Here is a 19,961-nt window from a genome sequence, read left to right as displayed (position 1 = left end):
CCTTCTTTAGTAAGAATTAAACGCCTTGGAAGATTTCGATTTCTTTGCTGTCAGCAGTTAGCTTAACGATTGCTTTACGACGACGGCTAGTAAAACCAGCGTGACGACCAACGCGTTTTGCTTTCGGCTTGTAGTTCATGATGTTCACTTTTTCTACTTTAACACCAAAGATCGCTTCAAGAGCATCTTTAACTTCTGTTTTATTAGATTTAACGTCCACATCGAACGTGTATTTTTTTTCAGCCATCATTTCCATAGAACGTTCAGTGATAACTGGGCGCTTAATGATATCACGAGGATCTCTCATTATGCAAGCACCTCCTCTACTTTTTCCACTGCCGCTTTTGTCATGATTAGCTTATCATGATGAAGCACGTCTAAAACGTTTACGCCATCAGCAGTGATTACTGTTACTCCAGGGATATTGCGAGCAGATAACTCTACAGATTCGTTTGCATCAGCAGTTACGATAAGAGCTTTCTTCTCAACAGTTAATCCTTTAAGTACTGCTAGCATGTCTTTTGTTTTTGGTGCATTTAACACTAGGTCTTCAAGAACTACAATGTTGTTCTCAACTACTTTAGTAGCTAATGCAGATTTGATTGCTAAACGACGAACTTTCTTAGGAAGTTTGTACGCATAGCTTCTTGGTGTAGGTCCGAATACCGTACCACCACCACGCCATTGAGGAGAGCGGATAGACCCTTGACGAGCACGTCCAGTTCCTTTTTGACGCCATGGTTTACGACCACCACCGCGAACTTCAGAGCGAGTTTTTACTTTGTGTGTACCTTGACGTAAAGATGCACGTTGCATCATTACAGCTTCGAAAAGTACAGCTTCATTTGGTTCGATACCGAAAATAGCTTCAGCTAATTCGATTTCACCAACCTGTGAACCAGTTTGGTTATATACAGTAACTTTTGGCATTGGAATTCCTCCTTCCTATTGTGAATTATTTGCTAACCTTCACAGCGCCTTGAACAACTACAAGAGATTTCTTAGCACCTGGAACGTTACCTTTTACTAGTAATAAGTTGCGCTCAGTGTCAACTTGAACGATTTCTAAGTTTTGGATAGTAACTTGGTCTCCACCCATACGTCCAGCAAGTTTTTTGCCTTTGAATACACGGTTCGGAGCAACTGGGCCCATTGAACCTGGACGACGGTGATAGCGAGAACCATGAGACATAGGTCCGCGAGATTGTCCGTGGCGTTTGATAACACCTTGGAAACCTTTACCTTTAGAAATTCCTGTTACATCAACGATTTCACCTGTAGCGAATACGTCAACTTTTACCTCTTGACCAACCTCTAATCCGTCCACGTCTGCATCGCGGATTTCGCGAATGAAGCGCTTAGGAGTTGTAGATGCTTTAGCAGTGTGGCCTTGTTCAGGTTTGTTAGTTAACTTTTCACGTTTATCTTCAAATCCTAACTGGATTGCATTGTAGCCATCAGTTTCAGTTGTTTTCTTTTGAAGAACAACGTTTGGATTAGCAGCGATAACTGTTACTGGGATTAACTCACCGTTCTCAGCAAATACTTGAGTCATACCGATCTTTCTTCCTAAGATTCCTTTGGTCATGAGTTACACCTCCTACATTTTTAAGTTATATAAATTATAGTTTGATTTCGATATCTACACCAGATGGTAAGTCTAAACGCATTAATGAATCTACTGTTTGTGGAGTAGGACTCACGATGTCGATTAGACGTTTGTGCGTGCGCATTTCGAATTGCTCACGAGAATCTTTGTACTTATGAACAGCACGAAGAATTGTGTAAACAGTTTTTTCAGTTGGTAATGGGATCGGACCAGAAACTGTTGCCCCAGAACGCTTAGCTGTTTCTACAATTTTCTCAGCTGACTGATCAAGAATACGGTGATCGTAAGCTTTTAAACGGATACGAATTTTTTCTTTTGCCATTATTTTCCCTCCTTCGTTCGCCTATTTCTAAAATAGACCTTCTCCATGGAAATTTCCCCACACCATGCCATGGCAAAGCGGCCGGGTGTGTCAGCAACCTTCCACTTCATCGCAGTCAAAGACCAACATTGTCTATTATACAATGTTATTCGTCTAGATGCAAGCATCTTTTTGTTTGCATCTGCTTTTCTCTACTTTTGCTATTATACATGGCACTTTAAAGAATTTCAAGTTTTCATCTAACAGAATTCATTTTACAGTTTCTGGATTATCTTTTGTCGTTTTTATAATACTATAGAAGAAACTCGTCAAAACAAAAAACACCCTCTTCTTCCTTATATAAACGCAAACAAAAAACCTAAGGGAAAATCCCTTAGGTTTTTTTATATCAGTTAAGATTACTCAACGATAGTAGCAACTACACCGTAACCTACTGTACGTCCACCTTCACGAATAGAGAATTTAGTTCCCTCTTCGATAGCGATTGGAGCGATAAGTTCGATAGTCATTTCGATGTTGTCACCAGGCATTACCATTTCAGTACCTTCTGGTAATTGGATGATACCAGTTACGTCAGTTGTACGGAAGTAGAACTGAGGACGGTAGTTAGCGAAGAATGGAGTGTGACGTCCACCTTCTTCTTTAGATAATACGAAAACTTCAGCTTTGAATTTAGCGTGAGCTTTTACAGAACCGCTTTTTGCAAGTACTTGTCCACGTTGGATGCCTTCACGAGCAACCCCACGAAGTAAAGCACCGATGTTGTCTCCAGCTTGAGCTTGGTCAAGAAGTTTACGGAACATCTCTACACCAGTTACAGTTGTAGAAGCATTTTCTTCAGCAAGACCGATGATTTCTACTACGTCACCAACTTTAACGATACCGCGCTCAACACGACCAGTAGCAACTGTACCACGACCTGTGATAGAGAATACGTCCTCTACAGGCATTAAGAATGGTTTGTCAGTTTCACGTTCTGGAGTTGGGATGTAAGCATCAACTTCAGCCATTAATTCAATGATTTTTGCTTCCCAATCAGCTTCTCCTTGAAGAGCTTTAAGAGCAGAACCTTTGATTACAGGAATGTCGTCGCCTGGGAATCCGTATTCAGATAATAGGTCGCGAACTTCCATTTCTACTAATTCTAATAATTCTTCGTCATCTACCATGTCGCATTTGTTTAAGAATACAACGATGTAAGGAACACCTACTTGACGAGAAAGAAGGATGTGCTCACGTGTTTGAGGCATTGGGCCATCAGCAGCAGATACTACTAAGATACCGCCGTCCATTTGAGCAGCACCAGTGATCATGTTTTTAACATAGTCAGCGTGACCTGGGCAGTCAACGTGTGCATAGTGACGAGTTTCAGTTTCGTACTCAACGTGTGCAGTTGAGATTGTGATACCGCGCTCTCTTTCTTCTGGAGCAGCATCGATTTGATCGTATCCGCGTGCTTCAGCACCACCAGCTTTTGCAAGAACTGTAGTGATCGCAGCAGTTAATGTAGTTTTACCATGGTCAACGTGGCCGATTGTACCGATGTTAACATGGGGTTTAGAACGTTCGAATTTAGCTTTAGCCATTCTAAATTCCTCCTTAGTTTATATAGGTTATTTTATATTTAGACTAGAAAGTGAAACTTACGTCCCACTTTCTAAGCTTACATAAGTAGTTATACTTGAACAATCGATAAAAATCAATTATTCACCTTTATTTTTTTTGATAATTTCTTCAGAAACAGACTTTGGTACTTCTTCATAGTGGTCAAACACCATAGAGAATGTTCCGCGTCCTTGAGTGTTAGAACGTAATGACGTTGCATAACCGAACATTTCAGAAAGTGGAACCATAGCGCGAACAACTTGTGCGTTACCGCGAGCTTCCATACCTTCTACACGTCCACGACGAGATGTTACGTCACCCATAATGTCACCCATGTACTCTTCAGGAATTACAACTTCAACTTTCATCATTGGCTCAAGAATTACTGGGCTACATTTAGAAACCGCAGCTTTAAGTGCCATAGATGCAGCGATTTTGAACGCCATCTCAGATGAATCGACATCATGGTAAGATCCGTCAACTAATGCAGCTTTAATGTCAACTAGTGGATAACCAGCTAGTACACCATTTTTAAGTGCATCTTCAAGACCTGCTCCAACAGCTGGGATGTATTCACGAGGAACTACACCACCGACGATCTTGTTTTCGAATTCGAATCCTTTACCTTCTTCGTTAGGTTCAAACTCAATCCAAACGTGACCGAATTGTCCACGACCACCAGATTGACGAGCGAACTTACCTTCAACTTTCGCAGCAGCGCGGAAAGTCTCACGGTATGCTACCTGAGGAGCACCAACGTTTGCTTCCACTTTGAATTCACGGCGCATACGGTCAACGATGATATCAAGGTGAAGTTCACCCATACCAGCGATGATAGTTTGGCCAGTTTCTTGGTCAGTGTGAGCACGGAATGTTGGATCTTCTTCAGAAAGCTTAGATAATGCTGTACCCATTTTATCTTGGTCAGCTTTAGATTTTGGTTCGATAGCTACAGAGATAACTGGCTCTGGGAATTCCATAGACTCAAGGATAACAAGGCTCTTCTCGTCACAAAGAGTATCACCAGTAGTAGTATCTTTTAAACCTACAGCAGCAGCGATATCACCAGCGTAAACTGTTGAAATCTCTTCACGGCTGTTAGCGTGCATTTGTAGGATACGACCTACACGCTCACGCTTACCTTTAGTTGAGTTTTTCACGTATGATCCAGAGTTTAACACACCAGAGTACACACGGAAGAACGTTAACTTACCAACATAAGGGTCAGTCATGATTTTGAATGCTAAAGCTGCGAATGGTTCTTCATCGCTAGACTTACGTTCTACTTCTTCATCTGTATCCGGTAGAGTACCTTTAATAGCAGGTACATCTAGTGGAGATGGAAGGTAGTCGATAACTGCGTCTAACAGAATTTGAACACCTTTGTTTTTGAATGCAGAACCACAAATTACTGGGAAGAATTCTACAGAAGTTGTAGCCTTACGGATACCAGCTTTAAGCTCTTCTACAGTGATTTCTTCACCTTCTAGGTACTTCATCATCATTTCTTCATCAAGCTCAGCTACCGCTTCAATAAGTTTTCCACGGTATTCTTCAGCTAATTCTTTGTGCTCTTCAGGAATTTCAACACGTTGAATGTCTGTTCCTAAATCGTTACCGTACATGTAAGCACACTCTTCAACAAGGTCAATGATACCATTGAACTCATCTTCAGCACCGATTGGTAACTGAATTGGATGTGCGTTTGCTTGTAAACGATCGTGGATTGTTCCTACAGAGTATAAGAAATCTGCACCGATCTTATCCATTTTGTTAACGAATACGATACGAGGTACGCCGTAAGTAGTAGCCTGACGCCAAACAGTTTCTGTTTGTGGTTCTACACCAGATTGCGCATCAAGTACTGCTACAGCGCCATCAAGTACGCGTAAAGAACGTTCTACTTCTACTGTGAAATCTACGTGTCCTGGAGTATCAATGATGTTTACACGATGACCTTTCCATTGTGCTGTAGTTGCAGCAGAAGTAATTGTGATACCACGCTCTTGCTCTTGCTCCATCCAGTCCATCTGAGATGCACCTTCGTGAGTTTCACCGATTTTATGAATACGTCCTGTGTAGTACAGAATACGCTCAGTTGCTGTTGTTTTACCAGCATCGATGTGAGCCATGATACCAATATTACGAGTGTTTTCTAAAGAGAACTCTCTTGCCATTTGGTGTCTTGCTCCTTCCATATATGGATTGGATTTTTTTATTTTAAGTAGCAAAAAAGCCACTTTATATTGTTACACATGTCAGTATGTCCAGTACTCTCATTATGTAAAACGAGCGCCCGATGAAAGGGAGAGGCATTCTCCCTCTCCACACTTCCATAAGCGACAAATAAAGCGGTTTATGCTTACATTTATTTTACGTTGAATCCTACCAACGGTAATGAGCAAATGCTTTGTTAGCTTCTGCCATTTTATGAGTGTCTTCACGTTTCTTAACAGATGCACCAGCGTTGTTAGCTGCATCTAAGATTTCGTTAGCAAGACGCTCTTCCATAGTTTTTTCACCACGAAGACGAGCGTAGTTTACTAACCAACGAAGACCTAAAGTTGTACGGCGTTCTGGACGAACCTCAACTGGAACTTGGTAGTTAGCACCACCAACACGACGAGCGCGTACTTCAAGAACAGGCATGATGTTCTTAAGAGCTTGCTCGAATACTTCCATTGGCTCTTTACCAGTACGTTCGTTTACGATATCGAACGCATTATAAAGAATTGTTTGAGATTTACCTTTTTTACCGTCAACCATCATTTTGTTGATAAGGCGTGTTACTAGCTTCGAATTGTACATTGGATCTGGTAACACGTCACGTTTCGCAACAGGTCCTTTACGAGGCATATTGAGTTCCTCCTTTCATTTTAAAGTTATTATTTTTTAGCAGGTTTTGGTCTCTTAGTACCATATTTAGAACGTCCTTGCATACGTTTGTCAACACCAGCTGTGTCAAGCGCACCACGAACGATGTGGTAACGTACCCCCGGTAAATCCTTTACACGACCACCGCGAATTAATACTACGCTATGCTCTTGTAGGTTATGACCGATACCTGGGATGTAAGCTGTAACCTCGATACCGTTTGTTAAACGTACACGAGCGTATTTACGTAACGCTGAGTTAGGTTTCTTTGGAGTCATTGTACCAACACGAGTACATACACCACGTTTTTGAGGTGCAGAGATATCAGTTGATTTTTTCTTTAAAGAGTTAAAACCTTTGTTTAACGCAGGTGATTTAGATTTCCATACTTTATCAGTACGACCATTTCTCACTAATTGGTTAATAGTAGGCATTTGATTATCCTCCCTTCGCATGTTTGTATGACCACATATCCAGGTGGTTCATTATTAGTTGAAAACAAAGTTTTTGCAAGGAAGAGCAAATGCTCTCTCCTCACAAAAACAGTTTTAACTTATTATTCCTATTGCTGAAGCTCCCACTTGAATCCCCGAAGCTTTACCAAGCTTACGAACTGATTCAACTTTTGTTATGGGCACGTTATATTGCATTGCAATACGAATGATAGCATGGGTTAACCGCATGTCAGCATCCTCTGCGATGACAACTTCTTTAACTGTACCATTTTTGATTGCTTCCAATGTGCGTTTATGACCAACGACTACATTTTCAGCAGTTGATACTTTTTGATAAGACATATAAATATCCTCCAAAGCATCGTTCAGGAGCAACCTTGATTATAGTAACATTTTGACTCATACAATGTCAACTAAGATTAATTGTTTTTATACAAAATTTATGACGGAAAATTTTACTGTTCCACATAAACCTCATCGTTTTCTACGTTCATGTCATCTTGTGTTGTTTTTACAAGATCCACTTTGCGATAACGATTCATACCTGTTCCAGCAGGAACAAGTTTACCGATAATAACATTTTCTTTTAATCCTAGAAGTTCATCGCGTTTACCCTTAATTGCTGCATCAGTTAAGACACGAGTTGTTTCTTGGAACGATGCTGCAGATAAGAATGAATCTGTTTCAAGTGAAGCTTTTGTAATACCAAGTAGAACAGGTCTAGCTGTTGCTGGTTGCTTACCTTGCAGTAAGACCTTAGCATTCGCATCAGTAAACTGATGGATATCTAGTAATGTTCCTGGTAATACATCTGTTTCACCTGCATCACTTACACGAACTTTACGTAACATTTGACGTACCATTACCTCTACGTGTTTGTCACCAATTTCTACCCCTTGCATACGGTATACTTTTTGAACTTCACGTAATAAGTATTCTTGAACCGCCGTAATGTCCGTTACTTTTAGTAATTCTTTCGGATCAATAGAACCTTCTGTTAACTCTTTACCGTGGCTAATTGGCTGTCCTGGAGTTACTTTCAGACGAGCACCGTAAGGAATAGCATACGTACGAGCTTCAACTTCACCCTGTACAACTACTTCTTGGCGATCTTTAACGTCGTTGATCGCTGCGATAACACCGTCGATTTCACTGATAACTGCCTGACCTTTCGGATTACGAGCTTCGAAGATCTCTTGGATACGAGGTAAACCTTGAGTAATATCATCTCCGGCAACCCCACCTGTATGGAATGTACGCATCGTTAACTGTGTACCTGGCTCACCGATAGATTGAGCTGCGATAATACCTACCGCTTCTCCTACTTCTACGTCTGTTCCAGTTGCTAAGTTACGACCGTAACACTTCTTACATACACCGTGGCGAGTGTTACACGTAAACGCTGAACGAATGTTTACAGTTTCAACACCCGAATTTTCAACGATATGAGCGATATCTTCAGTAATTAATTGATTTTCAGCAACTAATACTTCACCTGTTTCAGGATGTTTTACAGTTTTTCTTGCAAAACGTCCAACAAGACGATCATATAATGACTCGATAACTTCATTACCCTCTTTAATCGCACCAATTAATAAACCGCGATCTGTTCCACAATCATCTTCACGAACGATTACATCTTGTGCAACGTCAACAAGACGACGTGTTAAGTAACCAGAATCGGCAGTTTTAAGTGCTGTATCGGCAAGACCTTTACGCGCACCATGCGTAGAGATGAAGTACTCAAGTACTGTTAAACCTTCACGGAAACTCGATTTGATTGGAAGTTCGATGATACGACCAGATGGATTGGCCATAAGACCACGCATACCAGCAAGCTGAGTAAAGTTAGATGCGTTACCACGGGCACCTGAGTCACTCATCATGAAGATTGGGTTGCGTTTATTCAAGGATTTCATCAGTTTTCCTTGGATAACATCTTTTGCATTACTCCAAATAGAGATAACGCGATCGTAACGTTCTTCTTCCGTGATTAAACCGCGACGGAATTGTTTAATTACATTATCTACTTTTGCTTGTGCTTCGTGGAGAATTTCATCTTTTTCGCCTAATACAAGAATGTCAGATACCCCAACTGTAATACCAGCTTTTGTAGAGTACTTGAATCCTAAGTTTTTCATACGGTCAAGCATGCGAGACGTTTCTGTAATTTGGAAACGTTTGAACACTTCCGCAATGATGTTACCAAGGATCTTCTTGCTAAATGGCGCCACTTCTTCGCGACTAGCAATAATTTCTTTAATGTTCGCACCTTTTTCAACGAAATATTTCGCTGGTGTTTCTTTTTCAAGGTTTGAATTTGTTGGTTCATTAATATAAGGGAACGACTCTGGTAAGATTTCGTTAAATATTAATTTACCAACTGTTGTTAATAGAAGCATACTCTTTTGCTCTTCAGTAAATGTTGCGTTGTTTACTGCACTTGCAGCTACTGCAACACGTGTATGAAGATGAACATATCCATTTTGATATGCAAGCAATGCTTCGTTTGCATCTTTGAAGACCATACCTTCACCGATTGCACCTTCACGCTCAAGTGTTAAGTAATAGTTACCTAATACCATATCCTGAGATGGAGTAACAACTGGTTTACCGTCTTTCGGGTTCAAGATGTTTTGTGCCGCTAACATAAGAAGACGAGCTTCAGCTTGAGCTTCTGATGATAAAGGTACGTGAACGGCCATTTGGTCACCGTCAAAGTCCGCGTTGTATGCAGTACATACAAGTGGGTGAAGACGGATTGCGCGACCTTCTACTAATGTAGGTTCAAACGCCTGGATACCAAGACGGTGAAGTGTTGGTGCGCGGTTTAGAAGTACTGGATGTTCTTTAATCACAGACTCTAAAACGTCCCAAACTTCAGGTTGTACACGCTCGATTTTACGTTTCGCACTCTTAATGTTATGTGCTAATCCTTTTTCAACTAACTCTTTCATTACGAAAGGTTTGAACAGTTCAAGCGCCATTTCTTTTGGCAATCCACATTGATACATCTTTAAGTTCGGTCCTACAACGATTACAGAACGACCAGAGTAGTCAACACGTTTACCTAATAAGTTTTGACGGAAACGTCCTTGTTTACCTTTAAGCATGTGAGATAGTGATTTTAATGGACGGTTACCTGGCCCAGTAACTGGACGGCCACGACGACCATTATCGATTAATGCGTCTACAGCTTCTTGTAACATACGTTTTTCGTTTTGAACAATGATGCTTGGTGCACCTAAGTCCAATAGACGTTTTAAACGGTTGTTACGGTTAATTACACGACGGTATAAGTCGTTTAAGTCAGAAGTAGCAAAACGTCCACCGTCTAACTGTACCATTGGGCGTAGTTCTGGTGGGATTACTGGTAGAACATCTAAGATCATCCAAGACGGTTCATTTCCAGAGTTACGGAATGCTTCTAATACTTCTAGACGTTTAATAGCACGAGTACGGCGTTGTCCTTGTGCTGTTTTTAATTCTTCTTTTAAGAAGTCTACTTCTTTATCTAAATCGATGTCTTGTAGTAGCTTTTTAATTGCTTCTGCACCCATAGCAGCTTGGAATGTGCTACCATATCGATCACGATATGCACGGTATTCTTTTTCAGAAAGTAATTGCTTCTTATCAAGTGGTGTATCTCCACTTTCTGTTACAACATAAGAAGCGAAATAAATTACTTCTTCAAGCGCGCGAGGGGACATGTCTAAGACAAGTCCCATGCGGCTCGGGATACCTTTGAAATACCAAATATGAGATACAGGAGCAGCTAATTCGATATGACCCATACGTTCACGACGTACTTTTGCACGCGTTACTTCAACGCCACATCGATCACAAACTACACCTTTATAACGTACACGTTTGTATTTTCCGCAATGACATTCCCAGTCCTTTTGTGGTCCGAAAATACGCTCACAGAATAAGCCATCTTTTTCAGGCTTTAACGTACGATAGTTAATAGTTTCTGGTTTCTTAACTTCACCGTATGACCAAGAACGAATCTTGTCAGGTGAAGCAAGTCCAATCTTCATATATTCAAAGTTATTTACATCTATCAAGGGGCCTACCTCCCTTTTAGTCTACAGGTTATCCCAATTATTCCTTAGTTGTCTCAACTTCGACATTCAATTTATCTGCTGATTGATGATCATCGTCATCTTCTGTATCACGCATTTCAATTTCTGTATCGTCGCTAGACATCATTTTAACGTCCATACCTAAACTTTGCAGCTCTTTAATCAATACTTTGAATGATTCAGGAACGCCTGGTTCTGGAACATTTTCGCCTTTAACAATTGCTTCATAAGTCTTAACACGTCCAACAACATCATCAGACTTCACTGTTAAGATTTCTTGAAGAGTATAAGCAGCACCGTAAGCTTCAAGTGCCCAAACCTCCATCTCACCGAAACGCTGTCCACCGAACTGAGCTTTACCTCCAAGAGGTTGCTGCGTTACAAGTGAGTATGGTCCAGTAGAACGAGCATGAAGTTTATCGTCAACCATGTGCGCAAGTTTGATCATATACATGACACCAACAGATACGCGGTTATCGAATGGTTCACCAGTACGTCCGTCATACAGGATTGTTTTCGCGTCATTTGCCATACCAGCTTCTTCAATTGTGCCCCAAACATCTTCCTCACGAGCACCATCGAATACTGGTGTTGCAATGTGAATGCCAAGGTATCTTGCTGCCATACCAAGATGAAGCTCTAATACCTGACCGATATTCATACGAGATGGTACCCCTAATGGGTTTAACATGATATCGATTGGCGTACCGTCTGGTAGGTAAGGCATATCTTCTTCTGGTAAAATACGAGAAATAACACCTTTGTTACCGTGACGTCCGGCCATCTTGTCACCTTCAGAAATTTTACGTTTTTGAACGATATATGCACGTACAAGTTGATTCACGCCCGGTGGCAATTCATCGCCATCTTCACGGTTGAATACTTTTACGTCTAAGATAATACCGCCACCACCATGTGGTACACGTAGTGATGTATCACGTACTTCACGCGCTTTTTCTCCAAAGATAGCATGTAATAGACGTTCTTCAGCTGTTAATTCTGTTACACCTTTAGGTGTTACTTTACCAACAAGTAAATCTCCATCTTTTACTTCAGCACCAACGCGAATGATACCGCGCTCGTCAAGGTTACGTAATGCGTCTTCCCCAACGTTTGGAATGTCACGTGTAATTTCTTCTGGTCCAAGCTTCGTATCACGAGCTTCTGATTCATATTCTTCAATATGAATAGAAGTGTACACATCATCTTTTACAAGGCGCTCACTCATGATGATCGCATCCTCGTAGTTATAACCGTCCCAAGTCATGAAGCCAACAAGCACGTTACGTCCAAGTGCTAGTTCACCTAATTCCATAGAAGGACCATCCGCAAGGATTTCACCTTTTACAACTTCATTTCCAACACTTACGATTGGACGTTGGTTGTAACAAGTTCCTTGGTTAGAACGAATGAATTTTTGCATTTTGTAGCGATCTAAGTCGCCTTTTACTGTTTGACCGTCAACTTCTACATAGCGACGTACCCAAACTTCACGTGCTTCTACGCGCTCAACAACCCCAGGATGTTTACAGATTACTGCAGCACCTGAGTCTTTTGCTGATACGTACTCCATACCTGTACCTACAATCGGAGATTCCGGATTCATTAACGGAACCGCCTGACGTTGCATGTTCGCTCCCATAAGTGCGCGGTTAGAGTCATCGTTTTCTAAGAACGGAATACAAGCTGTCGCTGCCGACACTACTTGTTTTGGAGATACATCCATGTAGTCGATGCGTTCTCTATTTGTGACAATGTTTTCACCACGGAAACGAGCTACGATATCTTCACTTAGGAATTCACCTTCGTCAGATAATTTCATATTCGCTTGGGCTACAACATAGTTATCTTCTTCATCTGCTGTTAAGTAATCAACATGCCCTGTTACAAGACCAGTTTCTGGGTCAACACGACGGTATGGTGTTTCAATGAAACCAAACTCATTTACTTTCGCGAACGAAGATAATGAGTTAATCAAACCGATGTTTGGTCCCTCTGGTGTTTCAATCGGACACATACGACCGTAGTGAGAGTAATGAACGTCACGCACTTCAAAGCCTGCGCGCTCACGCGTTAAACCACCAGGTCCTAATGCAGATAGTCTTCGTTTGTGAGTTAACTCTGCTAATGGGTTTGTTTGGTCCATAAACTGAGATAACTGAGAACTTCCGAAGAACTCTTTAATAGATGCAATAACAGGACGAATATTAATTAGTGCCTGTGGTGTAATTGCATTTGTATCTTGGATCGACATTCTCTCACGAACAACACGTTCCATACGAGAAAGACCGATACGGAATTGATTTTGTAACAGTTCTCCAACAGAACGCAGACGACGGTTTCCTAAATGGTCAATATCATCTGTATCCCCTACTTTGTATAGTAGGTTGAAGAAGTAACTGATAGAAGCAAGGATATCACCTGGTGTAATGTGTTTCACATCACGAGTAATGTTTGCATTACCAATTACATTAATTACGCGTTCGCCTTCCGACTCAGGAGCATAAATCTTAATAGATTGCAGCTCAACATCGCCTTCTACCACTCCACCCATTGGTTTCGCTGTTTTGAATCCAATGTTTTTCTCTAAGTAAGGTAAAATGCGATCAAGTGTACGACGATCTAAGATTGTTCCTTCTGCCGCTAAAATTTCACCAGTTTCTGGATCCACTAATGTTTCAGCTAAACGTTGATTAAACAATCTGTTTTTAATGTGTAACTTCTTGTTGATCTTATAGCGACCTACATTTGCTAAATCGTAGCGCTTTGGATCAAAGAAACGAGACACAAGTAAGCTCTTAGCATTTTCTACCGTTGGTGGTTCACCAGGACGTAGACGCTCATAAATTTCAAGCAATGCTTTTTCTGTGCTATCTGTGTTGTCTTTTTCTAATGTGTTGCTTAAGTATTCGTTATCACCTAAAAGCTCGGTGATTTCTTGATCAGAGCCAAACCCTAATGCGCGTAACAAAACAGTTACAGGAAGTTTACGCGTACGGTCAATACGCACATATACAACATCCTTAGCATCTGTCTCATACTCTAACCAAGCTCCGCGGTTTGGAATTACAGTAGCAGTAAAACCACGTTTTCCGTTTTTATCCACTTTGCCACTATAGTATACGCTTGGAGAGCGAACTAACTGGGAAACGATAACACGTTCTGCACCGTTAATTACGAATGTTCCAGTCTCTGTCATGAGTGGGAAATCTCCCATGAACACATCTTGTTCTTTTACTTCACCAGTTTCCTTGTTGATTAGACGCACTTTTACACGAAGTGGTGCTGCATACGTCACATCACGCTCTTTGCATTCGTCTACAGAGTATTTAGGTTCACCTAAGCTGTAGTCGATAAATTCAAGCGATAGATTTCCCGTAAAGTCTTCAATCGGAGAAATGTCTTGGAACATTTCTCGCAAACCCTCATCAAGAAACCACTGATAAGAAGAGGTTTGAATTTCGATAAGATTTGGTAACTCTAATACTTCACTAATACGGGCATAACTTCTTCGTTGGCGGTGGCGTCCGTATTGAACTAGTTGACCTGTCAACTGCTTCACCCCTCAAATCATGAGTATTATAAATGCACAAAAAAATTTGTGCAAAATCACAAATAAATACAACTACTGCTATTAGCGTAGTCTCTTTCTCTTAAAGATAAATACGTTGAGTCTTTCTACCTGCTCAAAAAAGAAAAATGGCTTCTATAAGAAAACCATCATTCTGTTTCATAATCTGCTGATTTTACTATCTTTTCCAAGAGAAACAAAAATATACATCTTTCTCAACGCAGAAAATCATATATTGGCATTGTATAATGTTAACATAGCCAAAAATAACCGTCAACGTTTTTTTGATTTTATGATATAATATCCTTTTTTCTTTTCTACAACCTCAACCTCAGAAAATACTTCTTCTAGTTTTTTTAGCGCAGACGGTGCACCTTGTTTCTTTTGAATAACAATCCAAAGTTCTCCACCTGGAACTAAATACTCCACAGCTTTTTCTAAAATCTCATGTACGATATCTTTACCCGCACGAATTGGAGGGTTAGATAGAATAGCAGCATACTTACCATCTACATTTTCATAGACGCTACTTTGAAAAATACGTATATTCTCGATTTTGTTATTAGCGGCGTTTTCTTTCGCAAGCCCAAGTGCCCTCTCATTCACATCCACCATGTGAACTTCACGACCTTGAAACTCTTTCGCTAACGACAAACCAATAGGACCGTATCCGCAACCTACGTCTAATATATTACCTTTAATATCTGGCATTTGAAACGCTTCAATTAAAAGACGGGAACCAAAGTCCACTTCGTTTTTCGAGAACACCCCATGGTCAGATAAGAAAGTAAATCGAGATCCACGAAGGTCAAACTCCCATCGCTTACGATCACTTTTACTAGAAGGGTCGTTAGAAAAATAATGGTCTGCCATATGGCCACCTCTTTTCTTTACAGTTAAAAAAAAAGCTCGCATGAGAGCGAGCTTTTTTTAAAGCATCAAAAGTTAATTACTTAACTTCTACAGCAGCGCCAACTTCTTCAAGTTTAGCTTTGATTTCTTCAGCTTCTTCTTTAGCAGCAGCTTCTTTGATTACTTTTGGAGTGTTGTCAACTAATTCTTTAGCTTCTTTTAAGCCAAGACCAGTGATTTCACGAACAACTTTGATAACTTTGATTTTTTGTGCACCAGCGCTAGTTAGTTCCACATCAAATTCAGTTTTCTCAGCAGCAGCTTCTCCAGCGCCACCAGCAACAGCTACAGGAGCAGCAGCAGTTACGCCGAATTCTTCCTCGATAGCTTTTACTAAGTCGTTAAGTTCTAATACAGTCATAGATTTAACTGCTTCAATGATTTGTTCTTTAGTCATTGTAAATATCCTCCCTTAAATAGGTTTGTATTGTTTTATCGATAATACGTAATTATCTTTTAAAAAATTAAGCGCCTTGCTCTTCCTTTTGGTCTGCAACTGCTTTAGTAGCAAGTGCAAGGTTACGGATTGGAGCTTGAAGAACGCTAAGAAGCATAGAAAGTAAGCCTTCACGTGATGGAAGAGTAGCGATTGCTTTAACCTCATCAAGTGTTACAAGTTTACCTTCGATTACGCCCGCTTTAATTTCTAAAGCTTCATGATCTTTAGCGAAGTCGTTTAATACTTTCGCAGGAGCAACTACATCCTCGTTACTGAACGCGATTGCGTTTGGTCCTGTTAAGAATTCATTTAACTCAGCCATTTCAGCAGATTCTGCAGCACGACGAGTTAGAGAGTTTTTGTAAACTTTGAACTCAACGCCAGCTTCACGTAATTGCTTACGTAATTCTGTTGCTTCAGAAACTGTTAAACCACGGTAGTCAACAACGATTGTAGATTTACTAGCGCGAAGTTTGTCCGCGATTTCAGTTACAACTTGTTGTTTAGTTTCGATTACTTTGCTCATGTTATTACACCTCCTGTAGATTATATAGAAGATGTACCGAAAGTGCACTAAAAACCTCCATGCCCAACTTGTAGACATGGAGGCATATAGTCACAGAAAAAAGATTCCGCTTCGTATATTAACACCTAGGTAGGAAATTAAGTCTATTGACACCTACTGTCTACGGTACACTAATTAAATTCACAACATAAATGATTATATTAAAACTTCTTTATGAAGTCAACTTCCAAAATTTACGCTAATGTAGAAACGTCTACACGTACGCCAGGTCCCATTGTAGAAGCAACTGTTACGTTCTTCATGTAAGTACCTTTTGCAGCAGCTGGCTTAACTTTTTGTAAAGTGTCAGCAATTGTTTTGAAGTTTTCTACTAATTTAGCATCTTCGAAAGATACTTTACCGATTGGAACGTGGATGTTACCAGCTTTATCAACGCGGTATTCAACTTTACCAGCTTTGATTTCGTTAACAGCTTTAGTTACATCGAAAGTAACTGTTCCAGTTTTAGGGTTTGGCATTAAACCTTTAGGTCCTAATACGCGACCAAGTTTACCAACTTCACCCATCATGTCAGGAGTTGCTACTACTACATCGAAATCGAACCAACCTTGTTGGATTTTACCGATGTAATCAGTATCGCCTACGAAGTCAGCTCCAGCAGCTTCAGCTTCTTTAGCTTTTTCACCTTTAGCAAATACTAATACACGTTGTACTTTACCAGTACCGTGTGGAAGAACAACTGCGCCACGGATTTGTTGGTCAGCTTTCTTAGGGTCAACACCTAAACGGAATGCAGCTTCTACAGTTGCATCAAATTTAGCTGTGTTTGTTTTCTTTACTAATTCTACTGCTTCTGTTGCAGAGTAAGCAGCTGCACGATCAACAAGCTTTGCAGCTTCTACGTACTTTTTACCTCTTTTAGCCATTTTTATTTCCTCCTCGAATGTGGTTTTAGCGGAATAACCTCCCACGTTTACGCCTGTTTTCAGGTATAACCTGAGGATGAGCGCCATCCATTTATTTAAAAACGATAATCATTTACGATAATAAAGGTTGCGAATTGGAATTCCAGACCCGCAACCTTTTTTAAAACAAATCGAATTAGTCTTCGATAACGATGCCCATACTGCGTGCAGTACCTTCAACCATACGCATTGCAGCTTCTACGCTAGCAGCGTTTAGGTCAGGCATTTTAGTTTCAGCGATTTCGCGTACTTTATCACGCTTAACAGTTGCCACTTTATTACGGTTTGGTTCACCAGAACCAGACTCAATACCAGCTACTTTCTTAAGAAGAACAGCAGCAGGAGGAGTTTTAGTAATGAAAGTGAATGAACGGTCCTCAAATACCGTAATTTCAACAGGGATGATAAGACCAGCTTGATCTGCTGTACGAGCGTTAAACTCTTTACAGAAGCCCATGATGTTAACACCTGCTTGTCCTAATGCTGGACCAACTGGTGGAGCTGGGTTAGCTTTACCTGCAGGAATTTGAAGCTTTACCATTTTAATTACCTTTTTAGCCACGAGACACACCTCCTTAAGTCCGTGATGTGGTCAATTGGACAGTGATTTGCCCTCCCACGTCATATTTTATCTGTAAGGATAAAATCTTTCAAAAAACGTCTCCGATAACGAAGACGTACTGACTTAAAAGATATTATCACTTTTTACAATTCATTTCAAGTTTCATTTTATAATTTTTCAATTTGATGGAAGTCAAGTTCAACTGGAGTCTCGCGACCAAACATGTCCACAAGCACGCTAACCTTTTTCTTCTCCACATCAATTTCTTCAATAGCACCTGTATAATCTGCGAATGGCCCCTCATTTACACGTACTGTCTCATGAAGTTCAAAGTCGAAATCAACCACTTCGTTGTCCATTCCCATATGTTTCATAATGGTAACAACTTCCTCTTCTAATAGAGGTGATGGTTTAGATCCAGAACCAGAAGAACCAACGAACCCAGTTACACCCGGCGTGTTACGTACAACATACCAAGAGTCATCAGTCATGATTAATTCTACTAATACATAACCTGGGAACACTTTTCTTTTCATTAATTTTTCTTTTCCGTTTTTCATTTCTACTTCTACTTCTTCCGGGACAACAACACGGAAAATTTTATCTTGCATACCCATTGATTCTACACGTTTCTCTAGGTTTGCTTTTACTTTATTTTCATATCCAGAATAAGTATGGACAACATACCAACTTTTTTCCATTCATTTAGGACGAGCGTCCTTCCCTCCCTGACGTACATTTTTTTGCGCAAATGAAAAAACCCGTTCACCGGGCTTTTACACAGTTCTTATAAATAACATTATATCATGGATAAGTGCTTCTTATTCAAGAATTAACCAAGAATTAACCGAATTAAAGAAGAAATGCCCATATCAACTACTGCGAAGAAAATCGCAAAGAACACAACTGTAGCAACAACAGTCGCTGTTGAGCGGAGTAATTCATCTTTTTTAGGCCAACTTACTTTTTTCATTTCGCGACCTACATCGCCGAAAAAGTTCGTTAAACGCATCTGCGGGACCTCCAGTGTATTATTTCAATTATTTATTTTGTTTCCTTGTGAACTGTATGCTGATTGCATGTTTTACAAAACTTTTTTATTTCAAGTCGCTCTATTGAGCTCGTATCTTTCATAGTAGAGTAGTTTCGATTTTTACACTCTTCACATGAGAGTACAACTTTTTTCCTCATTAGTTACACCAACCTTGTAACATTATGTCCCTAAAAATGTATCATACAATAAAAGACAATGTCAATGACATGCATTTTGTACTCTCTACAAAAGAAAACAGGTGATTTATTTTACACCTGTAGCACTTGTTACTTCTTATGAATTTAAAGTTGTACTTTCTCTCATTTCCATATATCGTTCCAATTTTCTCTTTACTCTTTGTAAAGCGTTATCAATAGATTTCACATGCCTGTTTAACTGTTCTGAAATCTCTTGATAAGAACGACCATCTAAATATAAAGAAAGCACTTTCCTTTCTAAATCGCTTAATAATTCAGATATTTTTGATTCTATGTCTGTATATTCTTCCTGGCTAATGATCATCTCTTCAGGATCAGTCACCTTCGCTTCAGAAATAACATCCAATAACGTTCGATCAGATTCCTCATCGTAAATCGGCTTATCTAAAGACACATACGAATTTAAAGGAATATGTTTTTGTCTTGTTGCCGTTTTAATAGCGGTAATAATTTGTCGAGTGATACATAGTTCAGCAAATGCTTTGAATGAAGACAGCTTATCCTCTTTATAATCACGAATTGCTTTAAACAACCCTATCATACCTTCTTGAACAATGTCTTCTCGATCGGCACCCACTAAAAAGTAAGATCTTGATTTCGCACGAACAAAGTTCTTATACTTGTGAATTAAATATTCTAGAGCGTCAGTATTACCTTTTCGAACTAACTCAACGATTGCCTCATCCTCTAAATCACAAAATGTAACGTCGCCTATACTTACGAAGCCTGCTTCCACCTTGATCCCTCCGACCGCTATTTATTTAGCAATATTATACAGTAAAAAG

At 40.1% G+C, this 19,961-nt stretch carries 20 protein-coding genes and 1 other annotated feature; all 20 genes read right to left on the bottom strand.

Features of this window, described 5'->3' with window-relative positions; translation table 11 throughout:
• Positions 1-16 precede the first annotated feature (16 nt).
• The 20 genes from rplW to MHH55_RS28790 all read right to left on the bottom strand — a co-directional run bounded on the left by rplW (position 17) and on the right by MHH55_RS28790 (position 19,912).
• On the bottom strand, positions 17-307 hold the full coding sequence (gene rplW, locus MHH55_RS28885) for a 50S ribosomal protein L23 (protein WP_001205558.1): 291 nt from the start codon (positions 305-307) through the stop codon (positions 17-19).
• Positions 307-930: a 50S ribosomal protein L4 gene (gene rplD / locus MHH55_RS28880; protein WP_001127258.1), complete on the bottom strand. Its 624-nt coding sequence runs from the start codon at positions 928-930 to the stop codon at positions 307-309. The genes rplW and rplD overlap by 1 nt, the downstream gene beginning before the upstream one ends.
• A 25-nt stretch (positions 931-955) precedes the next feature.
• The gene (gene rplC / locus MHH55_RS28875; protein ID WP_000160207.1) at positions 956-1,588 is read right to left on the bottom strand and encodes a 50S ribosomal protein L3; all 633 of its coding nucleotides are present in this window, start codon (positions 1,586-1,588) and stop codon (positions 956-958) included.
• Positions 1,589-1,622: 34 nt separating this feature from the next.
• Entirely contained in the window at positions 1,623-1,931 is a 309-nt protein-coding gene (rpsJ, locus tag MHH55_RS28870; RefSeq protein ID WP_001040596.1) for a 30S ribosomal protein S10, read from the bottom strand.
• A gap of 398 nt (positions 1,932-2,329) precedes the next feature.
• Positions 2,330-3,517: an elongation factor Tu gene (gene tuf / locus MHH55_RS28865; RefSeq protein WP_340881877.1), complete on the bottom strand. Its 1,188-nt coding sequence runs from the start codon at positions 3,515-3,517 to the stop codon at positions 2,330-2,332.
• Positions 3,518-3,634: 117 nt separating this feature from the next.
• A complete protein-coding gene (gene fusA / locus MHH55_RS28860) occupies positions 3,635-5,713 on the bottom strand; it encodes an elongation factor G (RefSeq protein ID WP_000090370.1) in 2,079 nt (692 codons plus the stop codon).
• A gap of 208 nt (positions 5,714-5,921) precedes the next feature.
• The gene (gene rpsG, locus MHH55_RS28855; protein WP_001137491.1) at positions 5,922-6,392 is read right to left on the bottom strand and encodes a 30S ribosomal protein S7; all 471 of its coding nucleotides are present in this window, start codon (positions 6,390-6,392) and stop codon (positions 5,922-5,924) included.
• 29 nt (positions 6,393-6,421) lie between these two features.
• The gene (gene rpsL, locus MHH55_RS28850) at positions 6,422-6,844 is read right to left on the bottom strand and encodes a 30S ribosomal protein S12 (RefSeq protein ID WP_001142341.1); all 423 of its coding nucleotides are present in this window, start codon (positions 6,842-6,844) and stop codon (positions 6,422-6,424) included.
• A gap of 114 nt (positions 6,845-6,958) precedes the next feature.
• Positions 6,959-7,207: a 50S ribosomal protein L7ae-like protein gene (locus MHH55_RS28845; protein WP_000121836.1), complete on the bottom strand. Its 249-nt coding sequence runs from the start codon at positions 7,205-7,207 to the stop codon at positions 6,959-6,961.
• Positions 7,208-7,320: 113 nt separating this feature from the next.
• Positions 7,321-10,932, bottom strand: a complete 3,612-nt coding sequence (gene rpoC, locus MHH55_RS28840; RefSeq protein ID WP_000567939.1) for a DNA-directed RNA polymerase subunit beta' — start codon at positions 10,930-10,932, stop codon at positions 7,321-7,323.
• A 37-nt stretch (positions 10,933-10,969) separates the two neighbouring features.
• Positions 10,970-14,503 carry a DNA-directed RNA polymerase subunit beta gene (rpoB, locus tag MHH55_RS28835; RefSeq protein ID WP_000147553.1) on the bottom strand — a complete coding sequence of 1,178 codons (3,534 nt, stop codon included), beginning with the start codon at positions 14,501-14,503 and terminating at the stop codon, positions 10,970-10,972.
• Between the two features lie 291 nt (positions 14,504-14,794).
• The gene (locus tag MHH55_RS28830; protein ID WP_000763268.1) at positions 14,795-15,394 is read right to left on the bottom strand and encodes a class I SAM-dependent methyltransferase; all 600 of its coding nucleotides are present in this window, start codon (positions 15,392-15,394) and stop codon (positions 14,795-14,797) included.
• Between the two features lie 76 nt (positions 15,395-15,470).
• Positions 15,471-15,830, bottom strand: a complete 360-nt coding sequence (rplL, locus tag MHH55_RS28825) for a 50S ribosomal protein L7/L12 (protein WP_000159736.1) — start codon at positions 15,828-15,830, stop codon at positions 15,471-15,473.
• Positions 15,831-15,897: 67 nt separating this feature from the next.
• Positions 15,898-16,398, bottom strand: a complete 501-nt coding sequence (gene rplJ, locus MHH55_RS28820; protein ID WP_000048716.1) for a 50S ribosomal protein L10 — start codon at positions 16,396-16,398, stop codon at positions 15,898-15,900.
• A gap of 39 nt (positions 16,399-16,437) precedes the next feature.
• Positions 16,438-16,582 (bottom strand) — a sequence feature (ribosomal protein L10 leader region).
• 49 nt (positions 16,583-16,631) lie between these two features.
• On the bottom strand, positions 16,632-17,324 hold the full coding sequence (gene rplA, locus MHH55_RS28815) for a 50S ribosomal protein L1 (protein WP_001987630.1): 693 nt from the start codon (positions 17,322-17,324) through the stop codon (positions 16,632-16,634).
• A gap of 175 nt (positions 17,325-17,499) precedes the next feature.
• Positions 17,500-17,925, bottom strand: coding sequence for a 50S ribosomal protein L11 (gene rplK / locus MHH55_RS28810; protein ID WP_001085872.1), 426 nt, complete (start codon positions 17,923-17,925; stop codon positions 17,500-17,502).
• A 167-nt stretch (positions 17,926-18,092) separates the two neighbouring features.
• Positions 18,093-18,626, bottom strand: a complete 534-nt coding sequence (gene nusG / locus MHH55_RS28805) for a transcription termination/antitermination protein NusG (RefSeq protein ID WP_000415794.1) — start codon at positions 18,624-18,626, stop codon at positions 18,093-18,095.
• 131 nt (positions 18,627-18,757) lie between these two features.
• Entirely contained in the window at positions 18,758-18,937 is a 180-nt protein-coding gene (secE, locus tag MHH55_RS28800; protein ID WP_001241323.1) for a preprotein translocase subunit SecE, read from the bottom strand.
• 32 nt (positions 18,938-18,969) lie between these two features.
• Positions 18,970-19,116 carry a 50S ribosomal protein L33 gene (gene rpmG / locus MHH55_RS28795; RefSeq protein WP_014481927.1) on the bottom strand — a complete coding sequence of 49 codons (147 nt, stop codon included), beginning with the start codon at positions 19,114-19,116 and terminating at the stop codon, positions 18,970-18,972.
• Between the two features lie 136 nt (positions 19,117-19,252).
• Entirely contained in the window at positions 19,253-19,912 is a 660-nt protein-coding gene (locus MHH55_RS28790; RefSeq protein WP_078186565.1) for an RNA polymerase sporulation sigma factor SigH, read from the bottom strand.
• Between the last annotated feature and the right edge of the window lie 49 nt (positions 19,913-19,961).

The sequence above is a fragment of the Bacillus sp. FSL K6-2944 genome, from assembly GCF_038005385.1.
GTDB lineage: Bacteria > Bacillota > Bacilli > Bacillales > Bacillaceae_G > Bacillus_A > Bacillus_A cereus.
The sequence above is the reverse complement of the archived record's forward strand: the minus strand, read 5'-3'. Positions and strand labels throughout refer to the sequence as shown.

Coding starts and splice junctions, on each gene's coding strand:
- rplW (WP_001205558.1), bottom strand. CDS start 307: ATGAGAGATCCTCGTGATATCATTAAGCGCCCAGTTATCACTGAACGT.
- rplD (WP_001127258.1), bottom strand. CDS start 930: ATGCCAAAAGTTACTGTATATAACCAAACTGGTTCACAGGTTGGTGAA.
- rplC (WP_000160207.1), bottom strand. CDS start 1,588: ATGACCAAAGGAATCTTAGGAAGAAAGATCGGTATGACTCAAGTATTT.
- rpsJ (WP_001040596.1), bottom strand. CDS start 1,931: ATGGCAAAAGAAAAAATTCGTATCCGTTTAAAAGCTTACGATCACCGT.
- tuf (WP_340881877.1), bottom strand. CDS start 3,517: ATGGCTAAAGCTAAATTCGAACGTTCTAAACCCCATGTTAACATCGGT.
- fusA (WP_000090370.1), bottom strand. CDS start 5,713: ATGGCAAGAGAGTTCTCTTTAGAAAACACTCGTAATATTGGTATCATG.
- rpsG (WP_001137491.1), bottom strand. CDS start 6,392: ATGCCTCGTAAAGGACCTGTTGCGAAACGTGACGTGTTACCAGATCCA.
- rpsL (WP_001142341.1), bottom strand. CDS start 6,844: ATGCCTACTATTAACCAATTAGTGAGAAATGGTCGTACTGATAAAGTA.
- MHH55_RS28845 (WP_000121836.1), bottom strand. CDS start 7,207: ATGTCTTATCAAAAAGTATCAACTGCTGAAAATGTAGTCGTTGGTCAT.
- MHH55_RS28830 (WP_000763268.1), bottom strand. CDS start 15,394: ATGGCAGACCATTATTTTTCTAACGACCCTTCTAGTAAAAGTGATCGT.
- rplL (WP_000159736.1), bottom strand. CDS start 15,830: ATGACTAAAGAACAAATCATTGAAGCAGTTAAATCTATGACTGTATTA.
- rplJ (WP_000048716.1), bottom strand. CDS start 16,398: ATGAGCAAAGTAATCGAAACTAAACAACAAGTTGTAACTGAAATCGCG.
- rplA (WP_001987630.1), bottom strand. CDS start 17,324: ATGGCTAAAAGAGGTAAAAAGTACGTAGAAGCTGCAAAGCTTGTTGAT.
- nusG (WP_000415794.1), bottom strand. CDS start 18,626: ATGGAAAAAAGTTGGTATGTTGTCCATACTTATTCTGGATATGAAAAT.
- secE (WP_001241323.1), bottom strand. CDS start 18,937: ATGCGTTTAACGAACTTTTTCGGCGATGTAGGTCGCGAAATGAAAAAA.
- rpmG (WP_014481927.1), bottom strand. CDS start 19,116: ATGAGGAAAAAAGTTGTACTCTCATGTGAAGAGTGTAAAAATCGAAAC.